This is a genomic window from Gilliamella sp. B3172 (assembly GCF_026536465.1).
In the GTDB taxonomy this organism is placed as follows: domain Bacteria; phylum Pseudomonadota; class Gammaproteobacteria; order Enterobacterales; family Orbaceae; genus Gilliamella.
Map to the genome: position 1 here is coordinate 42588 of NZ_JAFNOA010000002.1, position 20418 is coordinate 63005.

The 20418-nt window shown below is 36.5% G+C and carries 20 protein-coding genes and 3 tRNA genes; 8 read left to right on the forward strand and 15 right to left on the reverse strand.

The window, feature by feature from the left end:
• Positions 1-21: 21 nt before the first annotated feature.
• From J3U37_RS02965 to J3U37_RS03015, 11 genes are all read right to left on the reverse strand, one after another.
• The gene (locus tag J3U37_RS02965) at positions 22-930 is read right to left on the reverse strand and encodes a glutamate/aspartate ABC transporter substrate-binding protein (RefSeq protein WP_220219143.1); all 909 of its coding nucleotides are present in this window, start codon (positions 928-930) and stop codon (positions 22-24) included.
• Positions 931-1151: 221 nt separating this feature from the next.
• The gene (gene lnt, locus J3U37_RS02970; RefSeq protein ID WP_267373292.1) at positions 1152-2696 is read right to left on the reverse strand and encodes an apolipoprotein N-acyltransferase; all 1545 of its coding nucleotides are present in this window, start codon (positions 2694-2696) and stop codon (positions 1152-1154) included.
• Entirely contained in the window at positions 2689-3561 is an 873-nt protein-coding gene (corC, locus tag J3U37_RS02975) for a CNNM family magnesium/cobalt transport protein CorC (RefSeq protein ID WP_267373294.1), read from the reverse strand. Before corC ends, lnt begins: the two co-directional genes overlap by 8 nt.
• Positions 3562-3634: 73 nt before the next feature.
• On the reverse strand, positions 3635-4099 hold the full coding sequence (gene ybeY, locus J3U37_RS02980) for an rRNA maturation RNase YbeY (protein ID WP_267373296.1): 465 nt from the start codon (positions 4097-4099) through the stop codon (positions 3635-3637).
• Positions 4100-4109: 10 nt separating this feature from the next.
• Positions 4110-4580 (reverse strand): 23S rRNA (pseudouridine(1915)-N(3))-methyltransferase RlmH, encoded by a 471-nt coding sequence (gene rlmH, locus J3U37_RS02985; RefSeq protein ID WP_220219147.1) that lies wholly within the window; start codon positions 4578-4580, stop codon positions 4110-4112.
• A 4-nt stretch (positions 4581-4584) separates the two neighbouring features.
• On the reverse strand, positions 4585-4899 hold the full coding sequence (gene rsfS / locus J3U37_RS02990) for a ribosome silencing factor (RefSeq protein WP_324099755.1): 315 nt from the start codon (positions 4897-4899) through the stop codon (positions 4585-4587).
• Positions 4900-5048: 149 nt separating this feature from the next.
• Entirely contained in the window at positions 5049-6680 is a 1632-nt protein-coding gene (gene cydC / locus J3U37_RS02995) for a heme ABC transporter ATP-binding protein/permease CydC (protein WP_267373298.1), read from the reverse strand.
• The gene (cydD, locus tag J3U37_RS03000; protein WP_267373300.1) at positions 6677-8389 is read right to left on the reverse strand and encodes a heme ABC transporter permease/ATP-binding protein CydD; all 1713 of its coding nucleotides are present in this window, start codon (positions 8387-8389) and stop codon (positions 6677-6679) included. Before cydD ends, cydC begins: the two co-directional genes overlap by 4 nt.
• A 12-nt stretch (positions 8390-8401) precedes the next feature.
• Entirely contained in the window at positions 8402-9355 is a 954-nt protein-coding gene (gene trxB, locus J3U37_RS03005; protein ID WP_220219150.1) for a thioredoxin-disulfide reductase, read from the reverse strand.
• A gap of 488 nt (positions 9356-9843) precedes the next feature.
• Positions 9844-10500: an NAD(P)H-dependent oxidoreductase gene (locus tag J3U37_RS03010; RefSeq protein WP_267373302.1), complete on the reverse strand. Its 657-nt coding sequence runs from the start codon at positions 10498-10500 to the stop codon at positions 9844-9846.
• Entirely contained in the window at positions 10475-11773 is a 1299-nt protein-coding gene (locus tag J3U37_RS03015) for an AmpG family muropeptide MFS transporter (protein WP_267373304.1), read from the reverse strand. Before J3U37_RS03015 ends, J3U37_RS03010 begins: the two co-directional genes overlap by 26 nt.
• Positions 11774-12045: 272 nt before the next feature.
• Here J3U37_RS03015 and J3U37_RS03020 point away from each other — a divergent pair, with 272 nt between their 5' ends.
• Entirely contained in the window at positions 12046-13035 is a 990-nt protein-coding gene (locus J3U37_RS03020) for a 2-hydroxyacid dehydrogenase (RefSeq protein WP_220219620.1), read from the forward strand.
• Between the two features lie 56 nt (positions 13036-13091).
• Positions 13092-14165, forward strand: a complete 1074-nt coding sequence (mltB, locus tag J3U37_RS03025; protein ID WP_267329280.1) for a lytic murein transglycosylase B — start codon at positions 13092-13094, stop codon at positions 14163-14165.
• 93 nt (positions 14166-14258) lie between these two features.
• Here the strand turns inward: mltB and J3U37_RS03030 are convergent, their stop codons facing one another.
• Positions 14259-15065 (reverse strand): sulfite exporter TauE/SafE family protein, encoded by an 807-nt coding sequence (locus J3U37_RS03030; RefSeq protein WP_267373306.1) that lies wholly within the window; start codon positions 15063-15065, stop codon positions 14259-14261.
• A 278-nt stretch (positions 15066-15343) separates the two neighbouring features.
• Between J3U37_RS03030 and J3U37_RS03035 the strand changes: the two genes are divergently transcribed.
• From J3U37_RS03035 to J3U37_RS03045, 3 genes are all read left to right on the forward strand, one after another.
• Entirely contained in the window at positions 15344-15763 is a 420-nt protein-coding gene (locus J3U37_RS03035) for an OsmC family protein (RefSeq protein ID WP_267373308.1), read from the forward strand.
• Positions 15764-15876: 113 nt separating this feature from the next.
• Entirely contained in the window at positions 15877-17217 is a 1341-nt protein-coding gene (locus J3U37_RS03040) for an APC family permease (protein ID WP_267373310.1), read from the forward strand.
• Between the two features lie 94 nt (positions 17218-17311).
• Positions 17312-17938, forward strand: coding sequence for a LysE/ArgO family amino acid transporter (locus J3U37_RS03045; RefSeq protein WP_267373312.1), 627 nt, complete (start codon positions 17312-17314; stop codon positions 17936-17938).
• 219 nt (positions 17939-18157) lie between these two features.
• Here J3U37_RS03045 and J3U37_RS03050 read toward each other — a convergent pair.
• The 3 genes from J3U37_RS03050 to J3U37_RS03060 form a co-directional block, all read right to left on the reverse strand.
• A tRNA-Lys gene (locus tag J3U37_RS03050) sits at positions 18158-18233 on the reverse strand.
• 22 nt (positions 18234-18255) lie between these two features.
• Positions 18256-18331 (reverse strand) — tRNA-Val (locus J3U37_RS03055).
• Between the two features lie 33 nt (positions 18332-18364).
• Positions 18365-18440 (reverse strand) — tRNA-Val (locus tag J3U37_RS03060).
• A gap of 201 nt (positions 18441-18641) precedes the next feature.
• On the opposite strand from J3U37_RS03060, the gene J3U37_RS03065 reads away from it, so the two are divergent.
• From J3U37_RS03065 to J3U37_RS03075, 3 genes are read left to right on the forward strand one after another with little or no spacing between them, the layout of a single operon-like run.
• Entirely contained in the window at positions 18642-19589 is a 948-nt protein-coding gene (locus J3U37_RS03065; protein WP_267373314.1) for a PilN domain-containing protein, read from the forward strand.
• The gene (locus J3U37_RS03070) at positions 19579-20052 is read left to right on the forward strand and encodes a hypothetical protein (protein WP_220219159.1); all 474 of its coding nucleotides are present in this window, start codon (positions 19579-19581) and stop codon (positions 20050-20052) included. Before J3U37_RS03065 ends, J3U37_RS03070 begins: the two co-directional genes overlap by 11 nt.
• A complete protein-coding gene (locus J3U37_RS03075; RefSeq protein ID WP_220219160.1) occupies positions 20049-20417 on the forward strand; it encodes a hypothetical protein in 369 nt (122 codons plus the stop codon). The genes J3U37_RS03070 and J3U37_RS03075 overlap by 4 nt, the downstream gene beginning before the upstream one ends.
• Position 20418 lies beyond the last annotated feature (1 nt).

A 20418-nucleotide genomic window follows, 5' to 3' on the forward strand; every position in this document is an offset into this window, starting at 1 on the left:
TTAGAAAGAATAAGAAAAGTATTAATCTAATGCTTTATCGTTAGGATTTGCAAAAAGCTCAACCATTTTAGGTGAAATTTCCAGATCCATATTTGCGCCTTTTGGCGGTACTGGTTGAGTAAACCATTTGTTATATGATTCCAGTGCTTTTCCTGATTTTTGAGCATCAGCAATGGTTTTATCCATTAATTGTTTAAATTGAGTATCGCCTTTTCTTAACATACAGCCATAAGATTCATAAGATAACGGTTCGCCAACAATTTTCCATTCTGTTGGGTTAATTGCGCGAGAACGTTCACCAGCAAGCAAAGCATCATCCATTAAAAATGCTACTGCACGACCAGTTTCAAGAGCATTAAATGCATCACCATGATCTTTTGGCGTAATAATACGAATGCCTAAGTCTTCTTTACTATTGATTTGATTTAAACGAATTTCAGAAGTTGTACCTGCTGTGGTAACGACATTTTTACCTTTAAGATCTTCAATACTTTTAATGTCGCTATCAGCTTTCACTAAGAAACGTGTACCAACAATAAAGATGCTGTTTGAAAAATCAACCGTTTTTTGGCGTTCAAGATTGTTAGTGGTCGAACCGCATTCAAAATCATAAGTGTAGTTATTAAGTAGTTGAATACGAGTCTTAGAAGTAACAGGTAAATATTTTACTTTTAGATCTGGTAAATTTAACTCTTTTTTAACTGCTTCTACAATCAGATTCGAATAATCTTGTGAATAGCCAATGACTTCTTGTTTTTCACCATAGTAGGAAAATGGAATAGAAGATTCACGATGACCAACAACAATCACACCACTATCTTTAATTTTGGCTAAAGTACCAGTTAGTTCTTCTGCAACCGCTGATCCGCTAATTAGACCTAACATTGCAAATGATAATACTAATTTGGTTAATTTTGTCTTCTTGTTCATACTCATCTCCTACTGTTTAATTTGTATCATATTAAATTTATTTAATATTTTTACAAAGGGCGTATATTATAACTTATTTTTTAGCATAAAAGTACTTTTTACTATTTATTTGTAGATAATTGGAGCTAGATACAACGTCAGATTCTGGCATTTTAACAATAGATTTTTACCCAATTTCTTTAGAAACCAATTACATATAAGCAATAATTGTGCCAGTCTTACTAATTATGACGTTTTTTTATAAAAAGTGAGATAAGCATAAAAGATATGATTAAAAAATAGAGTTTATTTCCCCATTTGGCATAAGGAGTTAGACCTGTGGTGGGTGAAATCGTGTCGATTAACACATCAGTTTTAAATTGAGGTAATTGTTTAATGATATTACCCTTATGGTCTATTATCGCTGTAATACCATTATTGGTACTGCGAATTAACGGTCTACCAAACTCTAATGCTCTAGCTTGCGCCATTTGCAAATGCTGCTTAGGCCCAATGCTGTCACCAAACCACGCATCGTTGGAAACGGTTAATAAAAAATCAGTATCAGGCGTGAAATTCTGCCACATTAAATCAGATAAGATGATTTCATAGCAGATAGCAGTGGTAAATTTAAATCCTTTCATGGTCAGTGGCGGTTGGTTTACTCCACCCGGTTGCATCGAGGACATAGGAATATCGAGCATATTGGTCAAAGGTTGAAGTACGGATTCTAAAGGCGTGAATTCACCAAATGGCACTAAATGGTGTTTTTGATAGCGATTAGTTGTTGGATATTGATAAGGTTTTGGTTCTCCTAACACGATCAAGCTATTATAAACTTCGCTAGTTGGGCTGTTTCCAAATTGACTAAAGCGGTAATCAATAATTCCTACAGCGACCTCTGAATCATTCGCTCTGGCTTGATTATCAATATATTGCAAATAGGGTTGCTGGTTGAGTTCATAATCGGTGATACTGGCTTCAGACCAAATAATAATTTTGTTTTTATCTAAGTTGTCTTCGGTCAGCTTAGCGTAGGTTAGTAATGTATTATTCAGTTGCTCAGATGACCAACGTATTGACTGAGCAATGTTTGCTTGCACTAAAACAAAATTGGCTGAACGCTGATTATCAATAGTTGTCCATTGAATATTTTTGAGTGAAATTGGTGCAATTAAGATCACTAACAGTGCAATAATTGCACCAAATGCGTGCCATTTTTGGACTGTTTTAATCAGCTTATGTAAGCTAAAAACTAATAATCCACATAAAATGGTGAAAATAAGATTAAGCCCGTCAATCCCCACAATTGGAAAATAGTTCCGTAATGGGCTATCAAGTTGGCTGTAACCGAATTGTAGCCAAGCAAAACCAGTAAGAATATAACCACGTAAAAATTCGGTTATTTGCCAAACAATTGGCATTATCAGTACCAGTTGTTTAAACGTAAATGGTTTAGCCACTCTATCAGCTAAGCGAATAAGGAAAGCAAACAGCATTGGAAAGAGTGATAAATATAAAATTAAAAAACCTAAAATAATAACGGCAATAAAGGAGGGGAGTTCGCCATACTGTTTAATACTGAAATATATCCAGTGAATGCCAGCTGAGAAATATCCAATACCCCAGCAAAGTCCTAGAACTAAAGCTTGTTTTTTGGATTTGTTTGCTATTAACCATAACAGTCCGGCAAATGACACAAACGCCAAAGGCCAGATGTGAAAAGGCGCATAGCTAAAAACAGCAATGGCACCAAATACTAGACTGAATAAAATCTGTTTAAGCATGCTCCGGCATCTCTAAATTTGGCACGGTTGCGCCATCAGGTATGGTGACATGTAATTGAATTATTCGTCTTCTATCAACAATTGTGACCTTAAATTGATAGCCGTCAATTGTGATACTTTCACCACGTAAAGGTAAACGACCGAAATGTTGCATCACCAATCCACCAATTGTATCCATTTCATCATCACTAAATGAAGTGGCGAAAATTTCGTTGAAATCTTCAACTGGTGTAAGTGCGCGCACGGTGTAAACCGATTGGCTTAAGCGACGGATATCACGATCTTCAATTTCATCGTATTCATCTTCAATATCACCGACAATAAGCTCTAAAATATCTTCGATAGTGACAAGTCCCGATACCCCGCCAAATTCGTCAATCGCCATTGCCATATGGTAGCGCTGCATACGAAACTCTTTGAGCATATGATCGACACGCTTACTTTCCGGCACAACTACAGTTGGTCTTAAGATCTTTTTTAAATCAAAATCATTAACGCCTTGACGTATATAGATAAGTAAGTCTTTGGCTAATAAAACACCTTCAATATGATCTCTATCTTCAGTAATTACCGGATATCGGGAGTGACCATGTTCAGAAATAATATCTAAACATTCATCAAGTGTATAATTATCTTTAATTGTTACAATTTGAGAGCGGGGAATCATGATATCGCGAACTCGCTGTTCGGCTATATCCATTACACCTTCAATCATATCAAGGGTGTCAGGATCGATAAGCTCGTTTTCTTCTGCTTCACGAATCACTTCAATCAGTTCTTCTTTATCTTTTGGTTCTGAATGGAATAACTGACTTAACCATAAAGTAAACCCTTTTTTTGGGCTCCGGTGATTGTCATCACTCATTTGCTCTTTTCCTTTCTGTCTTGTTGTTTTAAAGATTCTATTTAGTTGATAGAAGTAATATTAAAAAGTTTATTTAGCCAATTGGTTGATAAGGGTTATCAAATCCTAATTGATTCATAATATCAATTTCGATATTTTCCATTTCTTCAGCTTCTTCGTCAAGGATATGATCATAGCCTAATAAATGCAAACAGCCATGAACGATCATATGTGCCCAATGTGAAGATAATGATTTGTGTTGTTCTTTCGCTTCGGCTTCAACCACTTGTTTACAAATAATTAAATCGCCAAGCAAAGGTATATCAATTTCAATCGGTGACTCGAAAGGGAAAGACAGCACATTAGTTGGTTTGTCTTTATGACGATAAGTATTGTTTAATTGCTGACTTTCTTGCTCATCAACGATACGAATGGTAATTTCAGCATTTTCCATAAATTGTGGCAAAATGACTTCCAACCACTGCATAATCTGCTGCTCGGTGGGTAAATTTTCATTATGCTCGGTGGCAATTTGCAAATCTAAAATAACTGCGCTCATTTTATTGCTCTTATTCCCGATGATAAGGATGATTAGTGGTTAAACTCCATGCTCGATACAAGCTTTCAGCAACAATCACCCGCACCAAAGGATGTGGTAAAGTAAGTGGTGAGAGTGACCAACTTTGTTCAGCGGCAGCTTTACATGCAGGTGATAGACCTTCAGGGCCACCAATTAATAAACTAACATCTCGACCGTCTGTTTTCCAGCGTTCCAACTGCTCAGCTAAATTGTGGGTGGTATAAGGTTTACCCGGAATATCCAAAGTCACAATACGGTTACTTTTGCCGCATGCGCTTAACATAAGTTCGCCTTCTTTGTCTAATATACGGGCGATATCAGCATTTTTAGTACGTTTGCCGGCTGGTATTTCAATAAGCTCTAATGGCATATCTTTAGGAAATCGAGAACGATAATCATCAAAGGCGGTAATGACCCAACTCGGCATTTTATTGCCAACAGCAATAAGCTGTATTTTCACGCCATTAACTCCAAAGTTTTTCGAGTTCGTAAAGTTGGCGGCTCTGTTCTTGCATGATATGTACAATAACTGAGTCCATATCAACCACGACCCAATCGGCATCGTTTTGGCCTTCACTACCTAATACAAGGTGCCCGTGTTTCTTCGCTTCGTCAAGTAAATGACCGGCGATTGATGCTACATGACGATTAGATGTGCCAGTACAAATAATCATATAATCAGTAATACTTGATTTACCACGTACATCAAGAGTTACGATATCTTGACCTTTTAGATCATCAATTTTATCTATAATAAAATCTTGTAACGATTGTTGCAAAATAAACTCTCTATTCGAATAAATAAAGCGCTAGTATAGCATATTTTTAAAAATAGCGAGCAGATCAGCCTAAGCAATCATTTTTTGACAAGAAGTTTCAGATTTACTATACGTTAAAGTATAAAACCGCTGTTTTGCATTCTATTCCATTAGAGCGAAATGACTCGATCAAATAACGGATTATCAGTCAAACGATGCGTGACCATTAGCAATGTTTTATCAAGGCAAACCTGTTTAATTAATTGAATAATTTGTTGTTCAGTGTGCTGATCCAAACTTTCTGTCGGTTCATCCATTAATATTAATGGTGAATTATGCAGTAGTGCTCTGGCAATACCGATGCGGCGAATTTCGCCCCCCGATAGCGAGCGCCCACCCTGTCCAAGGGGTAAATCTAAACCATGCTCAGTAGTAAGGAGCTTGTCGAGCTCAACTTGCTGTAAGACTTCTATTAGCTGCTGATCAGAAGCTGAGCTGTTACCAATTAATAAATTTTGTCGTAAACTATCGCTAAAAATCGTGATAATTTGCGGAACAACTGCAATGGCCTGTCTAAGCGTTGGCTCATCGAGCTCATCAATTGCGACATCGTTGATGTAGATCTGCCCAGCATCGGGTTGCCAACTGCGGGTAACTAAATTTAACAAAGTCGATTTTCCGCAGCCTGTTTTGCCTATTAAGCCAACATGTTCACCGGCATTGACGGTTAATGAAAAATTGCTCAATACGGCAAATGGTTGATTAGGGTAGCTGAAACTGATGTTATCAAATTGCACTTTAGCAGTGCTTAAATTCAGTGATTGCCCATGCGGGATAAATTCAATTTCCGGTTTTTGGTTAAATATTGCTGTTGTACGTTTCGCAGAAGTTAATACTTGCCCTAAGAAAATAAAGGCAGTTGGGATTGGAGCTAAAATTTCCGAGCTGGCAAGGCAGACAAACACAAATAGCGCAACTATAGGTGATAGGGTATATTGAGTAATTAACCACAGTACGAGCAGTGTTAAAATTCCTGTAATAAGTAGGACTAATGCGCTTGATAATGCCATTAATGCTGACTGTTTTTGCTGGTTATTTAGCCAGCTTGATTCTAATTGATCTAATTTAGTCCGGTATCGAGGCTGAGCGTTAAATAGTGTCAACTCAGCTTGTCCTTGTAAATAATTGATCAACAATAAGCGATATTCACTTTGTTGCTTAGCAAGTGTTTCACCTAATTGCTTACCTGCATAATAAAAAACCACCGGCACGACCAGTAAAGTAAGTGTCAGCACAATGGTAATAATTAATGCAACAGGTAGATTAATCTGACTAAGTGCAATAAACATCACGCCAATAGTGATTAGAGCAGTGATAATCGGTGAGAAAAGTTTTAAATATAAGTGATCAAGCGCATCGATATCGACAATAAAGCGATTGAGTAAATCGGCACGTTGGTACTGAGATAATTGGTTTGCACTAAGCGGTAAAATCTTTTGAAAAGCAAGCGTTCTTAAATAGGACAAAATTTGAAAAGTCGTATTATGATCAACTAACCGCTCCATATAACGTGAAGCTGTACGAGTGATTGCAGCGCCACGTACCCCAGCAGCCGGTAGCATATAGTTAAAAGTATAGAGTCCAGCGACCCCAACAAAAGCCGTAGAGGCTAAAAACCAGCCAGATAACGAAAGTAAAAATACGCTGGCAAAAAGGGTAAGTATCGACAACGACAAACCGAGTAAAATTTGCCAAAAATAGTGTTTATAAAGTGCAATATAGGGGCGTAATGTTGCTATCATAAACTCTCCTTGATATGACAATGTAAAAGCCCTTTAGAAAGTTGCCAAATTGAATCATACGAATGCAAATCCTCATTTTGGTGAGTAATTGTTATACTGTTGGTTGCAATATTATGATGTTCTAAATTTTGCACCGTTTGTTTATCTAAACTGGCGGTCGGCTCATCAAGAATAAGTAGTTGACATGGTTTTAGCATCGCTCTTGCCAGTGCGATACGTTGTGCTTGCCCTACCGATAAACGAATGGCATCTTCGCCCACTTGAGTATCTAATCCATTGGGTAATTTAGCAATAACTTCCGCTAATTGCGCTTGTGAAATGACAGATGCCAGCTGCTGATCGGTGGCATTTGGATTACCAAGTAAAATATTTTCACGTATTGAGCCGTTAATTAAATAAGGATTTTGACCAATCCAACTTATCTGCTTTTGCCAACTTGACAATGTTAACTGATTAAACTCAATCCCATTAATTTTTAATGAGCCTTGATAGGGTAAAAATCCTAATAACACCTGCATCAACGACGTTTTACCTTCACCGCTGGTACCGATTAAAGCCAATTTAAACGGCGCTTTAAGCGTAAAAGATAATGGACCAACAATCGGCTTATTTTCACTTGATAACACAATTAAGTTATCTGCTTCAATGGTTTGTAGCGAATCATTAAAATCAATTGTTGCTGTAGCATTATCAAATTGCTGTTTAGCTGATTTTTGCGTTAAAAAAGTTTCAATATTGTCTGCCGCGGCAATCGCTTCAGCTTTTGCGTGATAATAGGTACCAAGATCGCGTAATGGTTGAAAAAACTCAGGTGATAAAATTAAGGCAAAAAAACCGGCAAAGAGAGTTACGCTGCCACTATATGAGCCAAAATCGAACTCGCCTAAATAGGAAAAACCAAAATAAACCGCCACAACAGCTATTGAGATAGAGGCAAAAAACTCTAGAACTGCTGAAGATAAGAATGCCATTTTAAGCACTTGCATGGTTTTAACTCGAAAATCTTCTGACGCTTTTTTAATTTCGTTCGCCTGTTTTTCACCTTGATTAAATAATCGGATAGTGCTTAAACCTTTTAACCGGTCTAAAAAATGTCCGCTTAAATAGGCTAATGCTTTGAAGTGCCGGCGATTAATATCGGCAGCGCCCATACCAACTAAAATCATAAAGATTGGGATAAGTGGGGCAGTGCAAAATAAAATAGCCGCCGCAGCCCAATTAAAAGGTAAAATTGCGATACAAATTATGATAGGCGCCATACTGGCTAATCGCATTTGTGGTAAATAACGCGCAAAGAAATCTTGCAGATTATCAACTTGTTCAATAACTAAAGTACTTAAGGCACCAGTGGTACTTTGATTTAAATAAGCTGGACCCAGTGCTTCAAATTGATTAATTAAATCCTGCCGAATTTGATTACGTACTTTTCTGCCCAAAGCAAAATTAATTTTTTCCCGAAAATAGATCAATATTGCTCGCGCTAATAGGATGACAATTAATAGCAAGAAGTAGATTAAAACTTCTGAGAAATTAACTTGTTCAATGATTATTTTTTGTAAAATAGTGGCAAGCAATGCAGCTTGAGCAATCATGAAAAGAGTCAAGATAAAGCCGGTTAAAATCGAGGCACGCAGATTTGATTGGTATTTTTTTGCGTGTTGTTTCAACCAGCTAAGTAAGTAAGTTTGACGTTTTTTATCTAATGACATGGACTGTTTTATTTACTTAATATTATCCAAATAAAGTTCAGCATCTAAGGCGGCCATGCAGCCTGTTCCTGCCGAAGTAATCGCTTGACGATAGATATTATCCATTACATCGCCAGCGGCAAAAATTCCTTCTATACTTGTTTGGGTTGCATTACCATGTGTGCCCGACTTAACTTTAATGTAGCCATCTTTCAATTCAAGTTGACCTTCGAAAATATCGGTATTGGGTTTATGCCCAATTGCAATAAATAGACCTAATACCGCTAACTCTTCGGTTAAGTTAGGATCTTGTGTGCTTCGCAGTCTCACACCCGTTACGCCCATATTATCACCAAGTACTTCATCAACAATTTGATGAGTATGTAAAATAACTTTGCCTTCTTTGACCTTTTCAGCCAATCGATCCATTAGGATTTTTTCAGCTCTAAAGCTACCACGGCGGTGAATTAAATGGACTTCGCTGGCGATATTTGCCAAATATAGTGTTTCTTCAACGGCTGTATTACCACCACCTACAACAGCGACTTTTTGATTTCGATAAAAAAATCCGTCACAAGTTGCACAGGCTGAAACGCCTTTACTTTTAAACGCTTCTTCTGAGGGTAAGCCAAGGTATTGTGCTGATGCACCAGTTGCAATAATAAGTGCATCGCAACTGTATTGGGTTTCACTGCCGAAAAGTTTGAATGGTTTGCGACTAAAATCAACCCGATCTATATGGTCTAAAATAATTTCAGTATTAAATCTTTCTGCATGCTCTTTCATTTTTACCATTAATTCCGGGCCGGTTAATTCAGGAGCGCCTGCTGGCCAGTTTTCGATTTCTGTCGTGGTGGTAAGTTGACCGCCTTGTTGCGTACCGGTTATGAGTACTGGCGATAAATTAGCGCGTGCGGCATAGACAGCAGCTGTATAACCGGCAGGGCCAGAACCAAGTATTAATAAACGTGCATGTTTAGTTTTCATTATGTTAATTCCTTCCTTTCAAACATTCCGGCATTATTAAGCAAAATTGAAACGATTAGTGGTTGATAAGTCTAACATTATCAAGCTCTTTCGTGCAAAAAAAATGATTATTGCAGCAATAGGCTAGGGCAATAGTAATTGATTAACAACATAAATTTGATTTATTTTTTAGATTTAAGATTCATCTCTACTTTTCCAAACATAAAGTTTTACTAACCCGTCTATTTGGCTCTTCGGCTGTAATTAAAGGAAGTGATATAGGCTTAAAAACAAAAGTCATATTTACAATCCAAAACAACTTATGCCAGAGCCATTATTGTTTTGACATTATTAACCATTTTCGCCAGAAAATTGAAATATTATGTTGAGCTTTAGATTTTTAGCGTATGTATGAATTGGTCATTAATAACTTAAAATTGAAATCGGGTATTGGACATTGATGAGTCTTTCCGAGTCGCCTTGCGACGACCGGGAAAGTTACCAGTCAATTATTCAGATAAGTGGGTTGTGATTTCAGAAAGAGACCAACGCACGTGCTCGGTTGGCTCATTGATACGATAACCAAAAGCCAAACAAAGCCCAATACCAAAGGTTTCAGCGCTAAATTTAGGCATATATTTTTCTAATATTTGAACAATACCGTCATATTGGAATCCACCGATTGTGCAAGAATCGATTTCTCGATAGGCCGCTGCTGTTAACATATTAGCGCAAGCGATATAATCTTGCATTTCACAAGCATGATCAATCGTTAAGCCATTGGCTAATCCATGATTATAAAAATTTATAATTGATTGGCAGGTGTTATCAATCGCTGTTTGATCATCAGTATCGGGTAGTGTGCGTGCAACTGTTCGGCGAAAGTATTCGCTTTGTAGCGTGAAATTATTTGCTTTACGATAAAGCACGATAACAAAATGTGAGCAACTTGTGACTTGCTCCTGATTATAGCACACCGTGCGCAACTCTTTTTTTATTTTGTCATTGTCGATAATAACAAAGTGCCAAGGCTCAAGCCCAAATGCTGAAGGAGATTGTCGCCCGGCTTCTAAGATATATTCAATGTCTTCACGGCTTATTTTTTTAGTCGTATCAAACTTTTTACATGCGTGTCTAAAATTAAATGCTTGAGTTAATTTGTCCATTATTATTCTCCTGAGATTTTGTATTCCATGGGGCAACTTTAAATAATAATAACATACCGGGTATAGCTAAAATTGCACATAAAATAAAAAATGTCGTCCATCCTAAATAGGCGACCATAAATCCGGTGGTTGAGTTAATTAATGTTCTGGGGACTGATGCAATACTGGAAAATAAAGCATATTGGGTTGCTGTATAAAGAGGATTTGTCGTTTTGGCGATAAATGCAACAAATGCTGCTGAGCCTAAACCTACTCCTAATGCCTCAAACCCTATAACTAAAGCTAATGAAATTTTTTGTTCTAAATTTATGACTGTATATGGTCCTTGAATAGATAGCCAAATAAAACCAAAAATAGAAACAACTTGAACTACGCCAAAACACCAGAGCGCACGGTTAATGCCAATTTTAATCATCAGTATACCACCGATTAAGGCGCCAAATACACTTGGCCATAACGATGCATTTTTGGCAATCAAGCCTAGGTCTAAACGGCTAAAGCCCATTTTTAAATAAAAAGGTGTTGCCAACGAAGTAGCCATGCTATCCCCTAATTTATAGAGAAAAATGAAGGCTAAAATTAACATGGCCGATTTTAAACCATTACGGGTAATAAATTCGCTAAATGGTTTGGTAATAATATCTTCAATACTTTGATTTTTAGGTGCTTGATTAGGGGGCTCTTTAACCATTAAAGTCATGATAATGGCCGGAAGCATAAAAAGTGCAGTGATAATAAACACACTATTCCATGGTAAATAATTGGATAATATCAGCGATAATGTACCCGGTACTAAGCCTGCAATACGATAAGCATTGGTATGGATACTATTGCCAAGACCCAATTCATTATCCAGCAATAACTCTCGCCTAAATGCATCAAGTGCGATATCTTGTGTCGCTGAAAAAAGGGCTATAATAAAACTGATAAGAGCGATTAACCAGATATTTAATGAGGGCGATAAAAAACCTAATATCGCAATAAAGGCTAGTAATGTCATCTGGGACGCTAACATCCAACCTCGTCGCCGACCTAAGCCAAAAAGTGAGATTCTGTCCATAAATGGAGCCCAAACAAACTTAAAGATATAAGGAATTTGGGTCAATGAAAAAACGCCGATTGTTTGTATATTAATCCCTTCACTTTCCAGCCATGCCGGTAAGAGTTGTAATAATATATAAAAAGGAAGCCCTGAAGCAAAACCAGTAAAAATACAGATCAGCATTTTAGTGGTAAAAACAGTTTTTAAAATGGAATGTTGCGTATCATTCATTATTTAACTTTATTGGTTAGTTTTTAGCAAAGTGCTATGATAACACAGTAATAAAAAAAATAATTGCTAAAGCCGGCATAAAGCGTTATTACTGTAAAGAATCAATTAAAAACTAGTTTTGCCAATCTGTAACCAATTTTTCAATACCTATTCAAATTTTATGTTTGTCAAGAAGTTTCAGAAAATGTATACGTTTCAGTATAAAAATGGAAAATCAAACTAGTCAACATTAACCGTTACGCTATTAGAGAGGCAGTAAAATGAAACAAACAATAAGAGTTGCTGTATTTAGCAGTAAACATTACGACAAAGAATACTTAGAAATTGCGAATAAAAAATTTAAATTCGATCTTGAGTTTTATGAGCACAAATTAAGTCATAAAACGGCTGTGACTGCGCAAGATTACGATGCGGTGTGTGTGTTTGTAAATGATGAAGTAAATAAACAAGTATTACAAAAATTAGCCCATTATGGCGTTAAAATTTTAGCATTACGTTGTGCGGGTTTTGATAATGTTGATTTAGCTGAAGCCAAAAAATTGGGCATTACCGTTGTTCGCGTGCCAGCTTATTCGCCAGAAGCTGTTGCTGAACATGCGGTTGCTTTAATGATGACCCTTAACCGTCGTACACACAAAGCTTATCAACGTACTCGTGATGCTAACTTCTCATTAGACGGTTTAACCGGATTTAATATGCATAATCGCACTGCTGGCGTAATTGGCACCGGTAAAATTGGTTTAGCGGTCATTCGGATTTTAAAAGGTTTTGGCATGCACATATTAGCGCACGACCCCTATCCTAATGATGCAGCAGTTCAACTCGGTGCAAAGTATGTCGAATTAGATGAATTATATGCAAATTCAGATGTGATTACCTTACATTGCCCGATGTCACCAGAAAATTATCATTTATTAAATAAAGAATCTTTCAACAAAATGAAAAATGGCGTGATGATTATCAACACCAGCCGTGGTGGTTTACTTGACTCAACTGCGGCAATTGATGCTTTAAAACAGACCAAAATCGGTGCGCTAGGTATGGATGTTTACGAAAATGAGCGAGACCTCTTTTTTGAAGATAAATCCAATGATGTCATTTTAGATGATGTATTCCGCCGTTTATCAGCCTGTCATAATGTTATTTTTACTGGTCATCAAGCTTTCTTAACTCAAGAAGCCTTATTGAATATTTCAGAGACAACGTTAACCAATATTGAACAAGTATCGGAAGGAAAATCTTGTCCGAATATTGTTGAATAACAAGTAATAATTTATGATATTGTCGATTTCTTAATTAATTTAATTTTGGATAATTTATGCAACGTCTCATTATTAGTGTAGTTATGATTTTATCGCTTGCTGCTTGTAGTAGCCAGAAAACACAAACGTCACCAATGGTTGCGCACCGCGGGCATTCAAATGTCTCCGGTGGTGTCTATTTAGAAAAAGATCATAATCGGCCTGAACCGAAAAACGCTCAATTAGCGACAGATAAAGAAAAATTTATCGATAAAATGGTGAAAAAACATGGTTTCGATCGCCAACAATTACGTGATGTGCTGGCGCAAGCCAATAAGCTTGATTGGGTGATTAATTTAATGGATAAACAAGCACCAAAATCGGGGCCAGTAACGGGACCAAATGGTGCATGGATTCGTTACCAAAATAAATTTATTACCCCAAGTAATCTACCTAAAGGTGTAGATTTTTGGAATAAATACAATAAAGAGTTGCAACAAGCATATAAACAATATGGTGTACCGCCAGAAATTATTGTTGGTATTATCGGTGTTGAAACAGGTTGGGGTAGAGTAATGGGTAAAACGAGAATCATCGACGCCTTATCTACATTGGCATTTTACTACCCAAGACGTGCTCAATACTTTTCTAACGAACTGGAAGATTATCTAATTATGTGTCGGGATGAAGGAGTGGATCCTTTCGATTTAAGTGGCTCATTTGCTGGTGCAATGGGGTATGGTCAGTTCATGCCGTCAGCATTTAGAAATCATGCGGTTGATTTTAATAACGACGGTCATATTGATTTATGGGATCCGGTAGATGCAATTGGGAGTGTTGCCAACTATTTTAAAGCGCACGGCTGGCAAAAAGATAAAAAAGTGGCGGTAAAAGCTGATGGTCAAGCTCCTTCTTTAGAAACAGGCTTTAGTACTAAATATTCAGTAGAGAAACTCAATAAAGCAGGGCTGAAAGCGCAAAGTTCAATCGATGGACATAAAGAAGTGAGCTTATTAAGCCTTGATATGGGTGATCGTTATCAATATTGGTATGGTTTACCGAATTTTTATGTGATAACCCGTTATAATCACAGCACGCATTATGCAATGGCAGTATGGCATTTAGGTTTAGCTGTTAAAGATGCTAGATAGCAATTGCTAGTTAGCACTATTGAACTTAAAAAGGTCGCATTGCGACCTTTTTTGCTTTAAATTCGTTTCGTTTTATCAAACAATTATGCTTTTTTAAGATAACAATAATTTAACTGCAATTAACAGCAAAAATACCCCAAAAAACTTAATTAGCTTATCGATTGATAATTTTTCCCCAAGTTGCACCCCCACTTTGGCCATGGGTATACTTGCCAACATAATAGCAATAACAGCCGGCAAATAGACAAAACCAAGACTGTAAGGCGGTAAATCAGCAATATTCCAGCCCGCAATGATATAGCCAATTGTCCCGCCAATTGCTACAGGTAGTGTAAAGGCTGCTGAGGTGCCGATTGCTTTACGCATATTAACACCACATTTTTTCAAAAAGGGCACAACTAAAATTCCACCACCAATGCCGACCAGCGCAGCAAAAATACCGATAAGCGCACCAACAATAACATAAATATGATTACCCAATAAAGCCACTTCATTAGTCTGATTGTTAGCAACATTGCGAGTTTTAAAAATAAACTTTAAACCTATATAAGTTAGAAAAATAACAAATATCATTCTTAGCCACATTCCGGGAATGTAAGGCGTCAAATATGAACCGCCAATCGTTCCGATAATGCAACCTAACACCATTTTCTTTAAAATTGACCATTCAATATTATGATTTTTATTATGCAACCAACTGGAAGACAAACTCGTGCCGATAATTGTCGCTAACGATGATGCCACAGCGATATGACTCGTCCAATGCCCACCAAGATCGAAATAATCAAGGGAGAAAATAAGAGCCGGAACAATTAATGCGCCTCCACCAATACCGAGCATACCCGCTAATAGCCCGGCTACTGCGCCGATAAAAATTAAGATCAAAAATTCAAGAATCATAATAAAGCCTTTGAATAATGCCTATTAATTGCTGTTTAAGTTTTTAATCATTATGAAAAACAATAGATAAAACAACTGAGTATTTATTGTGAGCATTGAATGAATTATCCTATATTAATTGCATTTATTACTTTTTTTCAATTAATACTTTTATAAATAAAACAGCAGTAAGTTAACTTAATGGCAACATCATCAGTAAATCAGTGACATAATTAATAAAATAAATTATGTTAGTACTTAAACTTTAACCATTAACTTGATATAGAAGGAATAAAAAAGTGAAAGATCGTTTGAAATGGATTGATGACTTTGGTTTTATTGGTGAAACAGCAAGTGGTCATGCTTTAGTCATGGATGGTGGCGTTGAGCATGGTGGACGAAATCGAGGTGCACGCCCCATGGAGCTACTTCTACATGGCGCTGCTGGCTGTATGTCTTATGATATTCTCGCCATTTTGAAAACTGCCAAACAAGATGTTTCTGATTTTTGGATTGATATCGAAAAAGTACAAGCACAGACTCATCCTAAAGTTTATACTGAAATTCGTTTTCATATTGTTATAAGCGGAAAAAATATTGCAACCGAGTCTGTTGAAAAAGCTTTAAAGCTTGCCTCAGAAAAATATTGTAGTGCATCAATTATGCTGGGAAAAACAGCAAAAATGGTTTATAGCTATGAAATTAGAGCGTCACGTTAAGAACCATGCTTAAATCAAATGGTTATATATTTATAACAAGTTGATATTAGTCATTATTTTAATAATCATTTAACATTTTGATCACTTCAATTGATCTATATATGGAAATGATTATGCAACAGTTAAATAAAACCATGCGATTTAGAGATCTGGTGATCTTGGGATTGCTCTTTATTGGACCTGCTGCGCCAGTTGGTTTGTATGGTATTTTAGATGCGTCGACAGATGGTGCTGTTGTCTTAGTATACATAGTGGCAACACTTGTTATGGCATTAACGGCATGTTCATATGCGAGAATGGTTAAGGCATTACCTCATGCTGGTGCTGTTTATGCCTATTGCTCAGCCGGCATTCATCCTAATGCGGGATTTTTGGTTGGCTGGTTGTTGTTACTCGATTACATGTTTATTCCTGCGGTAGCTTATCTCTTTAGTGGTATCTCGCTCAATGCGCTTATTCCTGAAATTCCTGTATGGATCTGGACTTTTTTGGCTGTGGTTGTCACCACTTGTTTAAACCTTATTGGTTTTAAAAAATCGGCAAAAATCACCTTAATTATATTAATACTTGAAATCACGGTACTGGCTTGTGTGCTCATTGCCGGTATCTGGATACTGGCAACCACGGGAATTAAACGAGATTGGTTACAACCATTAATTGGCGGCGACCTATTTACTTGGGGAAACTTATTTTCAGGTGTTTCAGTGGCAGTTTTATCTTTCTTAGGCTTTGATGCGATTGCTGCTTTTGCCGAAGAGAACAGTGGTAAACCGAGTTTAGTAAGTAAAGCGATTATCTGCTGTCTAATTTTAGCCGGTGGCTTGTTTGTCTTACAAATTTATATCGGCGCGCTACTCAGCCCTTATACGCCGGAATATTTAAATAATCATCCAGAATTACAAGGAAAGGCATACTACACTATCGTCAACGATGAAATTAGTATTTACCTTGGCTGGGCTTTAGGGTTAATGAAAGCAATTGGCGCTTCTTTCGCTGCTATGGTTGGGCAAGCTGCTGCTAGTCGTTTATTATTTAGTATGGGCAGAGATAAACGCTTACCTTCAATATTATCTAAAGTAGGAAAGAAAACGGGCGTGCCAACAATCGCTATTGTTTTTGCTGCCACTTTTAATTTATGCATAGCTGCCATTGCAGCAAATAGTGTTCGAGGACTCCCTACGTTAGTTTCCTTTGTCGATATAGGGGCACTGACGGCATTTATCATGTTACATGTCTCAGTGATAGGCTATTTTAAATTCGTTAAAGGTCATAATGGCGTGGCTTCTTTGATTTTCGATATTATTTTACCTGTTATTGGTATTTTAGTTTTATTACCGGTACTACTAAATATTAATAACGATGCAAAAATCGTCGGCTTACTATGGCTTATTGTTGGTGTTGTCATGTTATTATTTAATCGTCATCAACGCTTCTTGACTGATTGGAAAAAGTAACGCATTTTGATCATTGAAATTGTCGTTGAGTCACCTTTTTAAGCTGGTAATAATATGCTAATATTTTTCAATTTATTTAGGCTGTTATAAAAACATGATTTCAGAGATAATGCGAGGCGCATTAATTTCAGCTAGCTTGATTATCGCAATTGGTGCGCAAAATTTATTTGTACTAAAACAAGGTTTATTAAAAAATCATATCTTTTTTGTGTCAGCAATCTGCTTTATTTGTGATTTTACCTTAATGTCAATTGGGATTTTAGGTGTGGGCTCATTTATCAGTGCCAATCCATTAATCACCAATATACTTGCTATATTAGGTGCAATATTTTTAATTTGGTACGGATATAATGCTTTTAAAAGTGCCTTAAAAGGGACAAGCAGCATGCAAGTTGAATCGCAAGATAATAAAAATAATAGCCTAATGAAAGTTGTGCTTGCGACATTAGCTGTGACGTTACTAAACCCACATGTCTATTTAGATACGGTGGTTATTGTTGGTGGCATTGCCGGCACATTAAGTAGCGAACAAAAAATGGCATTTTTAATTGGTGCAGTTTGTGTTTCGTTTCTTTGGTTTTTTGGAATTGGTTATGGTGCCAGACTTTTAACCCCATTATTTAAACAAAAAAGAATGTGGGTGATATTAGATTGTATCGTTGGTTTAGTAATGTTTTATATTGCTTATCGATTAATCATGTATGTCTTTTTAGCAAGTTAACGCATACTTAAATGTTTACTGTGGTTGATGATGATTATCCAGCCATAGTAATCCTGTTTTTACAAGCTATTCTCTCTTGCCTTCCTGTTTTACCTTAATCGCTTTTTGTTGCTAGAATTTTTTATCTCATCACTTTATGTTATATGAGACTTAAAGGTATCGTAGTATTTGTTTAAGGCAATGTTTTTCAAGTTGGTGTTAAAAATAACGAGAAGAAAATGGTGGGTCGTGAGCGATTCGAACGCTCGACAAACGGATTAAAAGTCCGCTGCTCTACCGACTGAGCTAACAACCCATATAGAAAAAGTAAACAAAAGTGGTGGGTGATACCGGGTTCGAACCAGTGACCCCCTCCTTGTAAGGGAGGTGCTCTCCCAACTGAGCTAATCACCCCATGTTTTATTTCTAAAACGTCACGGTAAAGATTGGTGGGTGATACCGGGTTCGAACCAGTGACCCCCTCCTTGTAAGGGAGGTGCTCTCCCAACTGAGCTAATCACCCTTACCGTGTGGATGTGCATTATAAGGCACGTCTTATTTCAGTCAACCTTTTTTTTTATATTTCTACGAAATTAGCCCCGTTCGGTGTAATTTTAAACATTTTTTGGATGTTAGTTCTCAAAAATGCCTTTTTTAAGCTTTTATTTTGCTAAATAGCATTAGCATTAAAAAATATCATTAGCTCAAAAAAAGACAGTCGATCATGATTTTTAATAAAAGCCGTATTGTTATCAATATTGAACCTAACATTTTGCGTCATAAAATTGTTAAGCCTAAAACTCATTTAAACCTAAGCGATCATCTAGGGCAGGGGGAGTATTATTACCAATCGCCAGATGAGATTGAACAATTTGTCGCAAAATTACAAAACCAATACCCTAAACAGAGTAAATATGAACTAAATCTTAGTGAAAGCTATGTACAGTCACAAACATTGACACTACCCGATGTTAAGCTCAACTCAAATGAACTGGCTTTATATATTGAAGCTTCAATGTATAAGTTGTTTGGGCGCTCAGCAAAAGAGTTTTTTTTTGATTATGTTTATTTTAGGCGCCCGAAAAATAGCGTTCAAGTAACAGTCTGTGAACGTAGTGATGTTAATTATTGGATTGATTTGTTCGACAAAAATGAATTGAATCTGGTTTTTATCGGCTATGTTAATGATAATATTCGCTTCAATTTTTTACCATGGCGTCAAACTAAGTTAAGCAGGCACAAATTCCAGCTAACCCTGATGACTGTTTGCCTCATTGGCGTGCTTATCTGTCAATTTATCTTTTGGTGGATAAACGCGCAAACTCAACTAAATGATTATGAAGCTAAGCTGTCAAAGCAGCAACTTATCAAGCAACAGTATTTGGCAGAATTGTCAACTTACATACCCAATCCTTCACCAAGTCAACGGCAAATTAAACAGTCGTTATTGACACTTTCCGAAAAGCTACCTGACATGGTTTGGTTGAATTCATATCAATATATCCCTCAAAATATTGCCATAACAGGACATAGCTTAAGTTATATTGAAATTATCCATTTTAATCAGGTGTTATTGCAGTTAGAAAATATAAGTAAAAGCCAAATAATAACTTTAACCAATCATGAAGATATGCTCTCATTTGAAATGGATATTAAACTAAATGATGAGTGATTTTTTAAGTCGACCTATCTGGCAACAGTATTTAATCATCATTATGTTGTCAATAACAGTGGTGTTAATAGGATATTTTTTATTTATTCAAGACATTAAGCAACAGATTGAACAACAAGCCAATTTATACCACGAAAAGAAAGCCGAAATAGAATTATTAGAATCGAAATTACGGCGTTATCAAGCCAGCAAAGAGAGTTTATTAAGTCTTATTTCAGAAAATGAATTAGCTCTCGCTTTCGAGTCTAACCGATTAAAATTAATTTCCTTTAAACGTTATCAAGCTGAATCGACGGTTAACTGGGACATACAATTACATGGTCAATTTGCTGACTTTATCAGCTTAATTTCATCATTTGATGATAATTACTACTATTTAGATTTTCAGAATTTGAAAATTACCAATCAAGAAACTTATTTACAAATAACATTTACTTTATCATTTAAAGAGGAATTAGAGTGAAGAGTAACGCATTTAAAATAGTATTGTTTCTATTTATAAATAGCTATGCAACCTTAGTCATTGCAGTTTTACGTGATCCCTTTCATCAATCCGATCGATTAACCTGCCAAGCGCAAACTCAAATGCTAATTAGTCAAATACAAGATTGGCAGTTTATTGGTATGGTCCAGCAATCAAATAATCAATATCGACAGATCTGGTTAACTAAAGACAACCAGTGGCTAGCTATAACTGACAATCTGATCCCCAATGAACTTTTTCCATGGTCAATTGAATCTTTGCAACATAATAAGATTTTTTGGCAAGCTCAGCTAGCTCATTATTGTCCCGATAAGGTGACATGGATCATGCCGATTCATAAATAAT

Excerpts from the sequence above, each read along its gene's own strand:
- J3U37_RS02965 (WP_220219143.1), bottom strand. The coding sequence starts at position 930 with ATGAACAAGAAGACAAAATTAACCAAATTAGTATTATCATTTGCAATG.
- lnt (WP_267373292.1), bottom strand. The coding sequence starts at position 2,696 with ATGCTTAAACAGATTTTATTCAGTCTAGTATTTGGTGCCATTGCTGTT.
- corC (WP_267373294.1), bottom strand. The coding sequence starts at position 3,561 with ATGAGTGATGACAATCACCGGAGCCCAAAAAAAGGGTTTACTTTATGG.
- ybeY (WP_267373296.1), bottom strand. The coding sequence starts at position 4,099 with ATGAGCGCAGTTATTTTAGATTTGCAAATTGCCACCGAGCATAATGAA.
- cydC (WP_267373298.1), bottom strand. The coding sequence starts at position 6,680 with ATGATAGCAACATTACGCCCCTATATTGCACTTTATAAACACTATTTT.
- cydD (WP_267373300.1), bottom strand. The coding sequence starts at position 8,389 with ATGTCATTAGATAAAAAACGTCAAACTTACTTACTTAGCTGGTTGAAA.
- trxB (WP_220219150.1), bottom strand. The coding sequence starts at position 9,355 with ATGAAAACTAAACATGCACGTTTATTAATACTTGGTTCTGGCCCTGCC.
- J3U37_RS03010 (WP_267373302.1), bottom strand. The coding sequence starts at position 10,500 with ATGGACAAATTAACTCAAGCATTTAATTTTAGACACGCATGTAAAAAG.
- J3U37_RS03015 (WP_267373304.1), bottom strand. The coding sequence starts at position 11,773 with ATGAATGATACGCAACATTCCATTTTAAAAACTGTTTTTACCACTAAA.
- mltB (WP_267329280.1), top strand. The coding sequence starts at position 13,092 with ATGCAACGTCTCATTATTAGTGTAGTTATGATTTTATCGCTTGCTGCT.
- J3U37_RS03030 (WP_267373306.1), bottom strand. The coding sequence starts at position 15,065 with ATGATTCTTGAATTTTTGATCTTAATTTTTATCGGCGCAGTAGCCGGG.
- J3U37_RS03040 (WP_267373310.1), top strand. The coding sequence starts at position 15,877 with ATGCAACAGTTAAATAAAACCATGCGATTTAGAGATCTGGTGATCTTG.
- J3U37_RS03045 (WP_267373312.1), top strand. The coding sequence starts at position 17,312 with ATGATTTCAGAGATAATGCGAGGCGCATTAATTTCAGCTAGCTTGATT.
- J3U37_RS03065 (WP_267373314.1), top strand. The coding sequence starts at position 18,642 with ATGATTTTTAATAAAAGCCGTATTGTTATCAATATTGAACCTAACATT.
- J3U37_RS03070 (WP_220219159.1), top strand. The coding sequence starts at position 19,579 with ATGATGAGTGATTTTTTAAGTCGACCTATCTGGCAACAGTATTTAATC.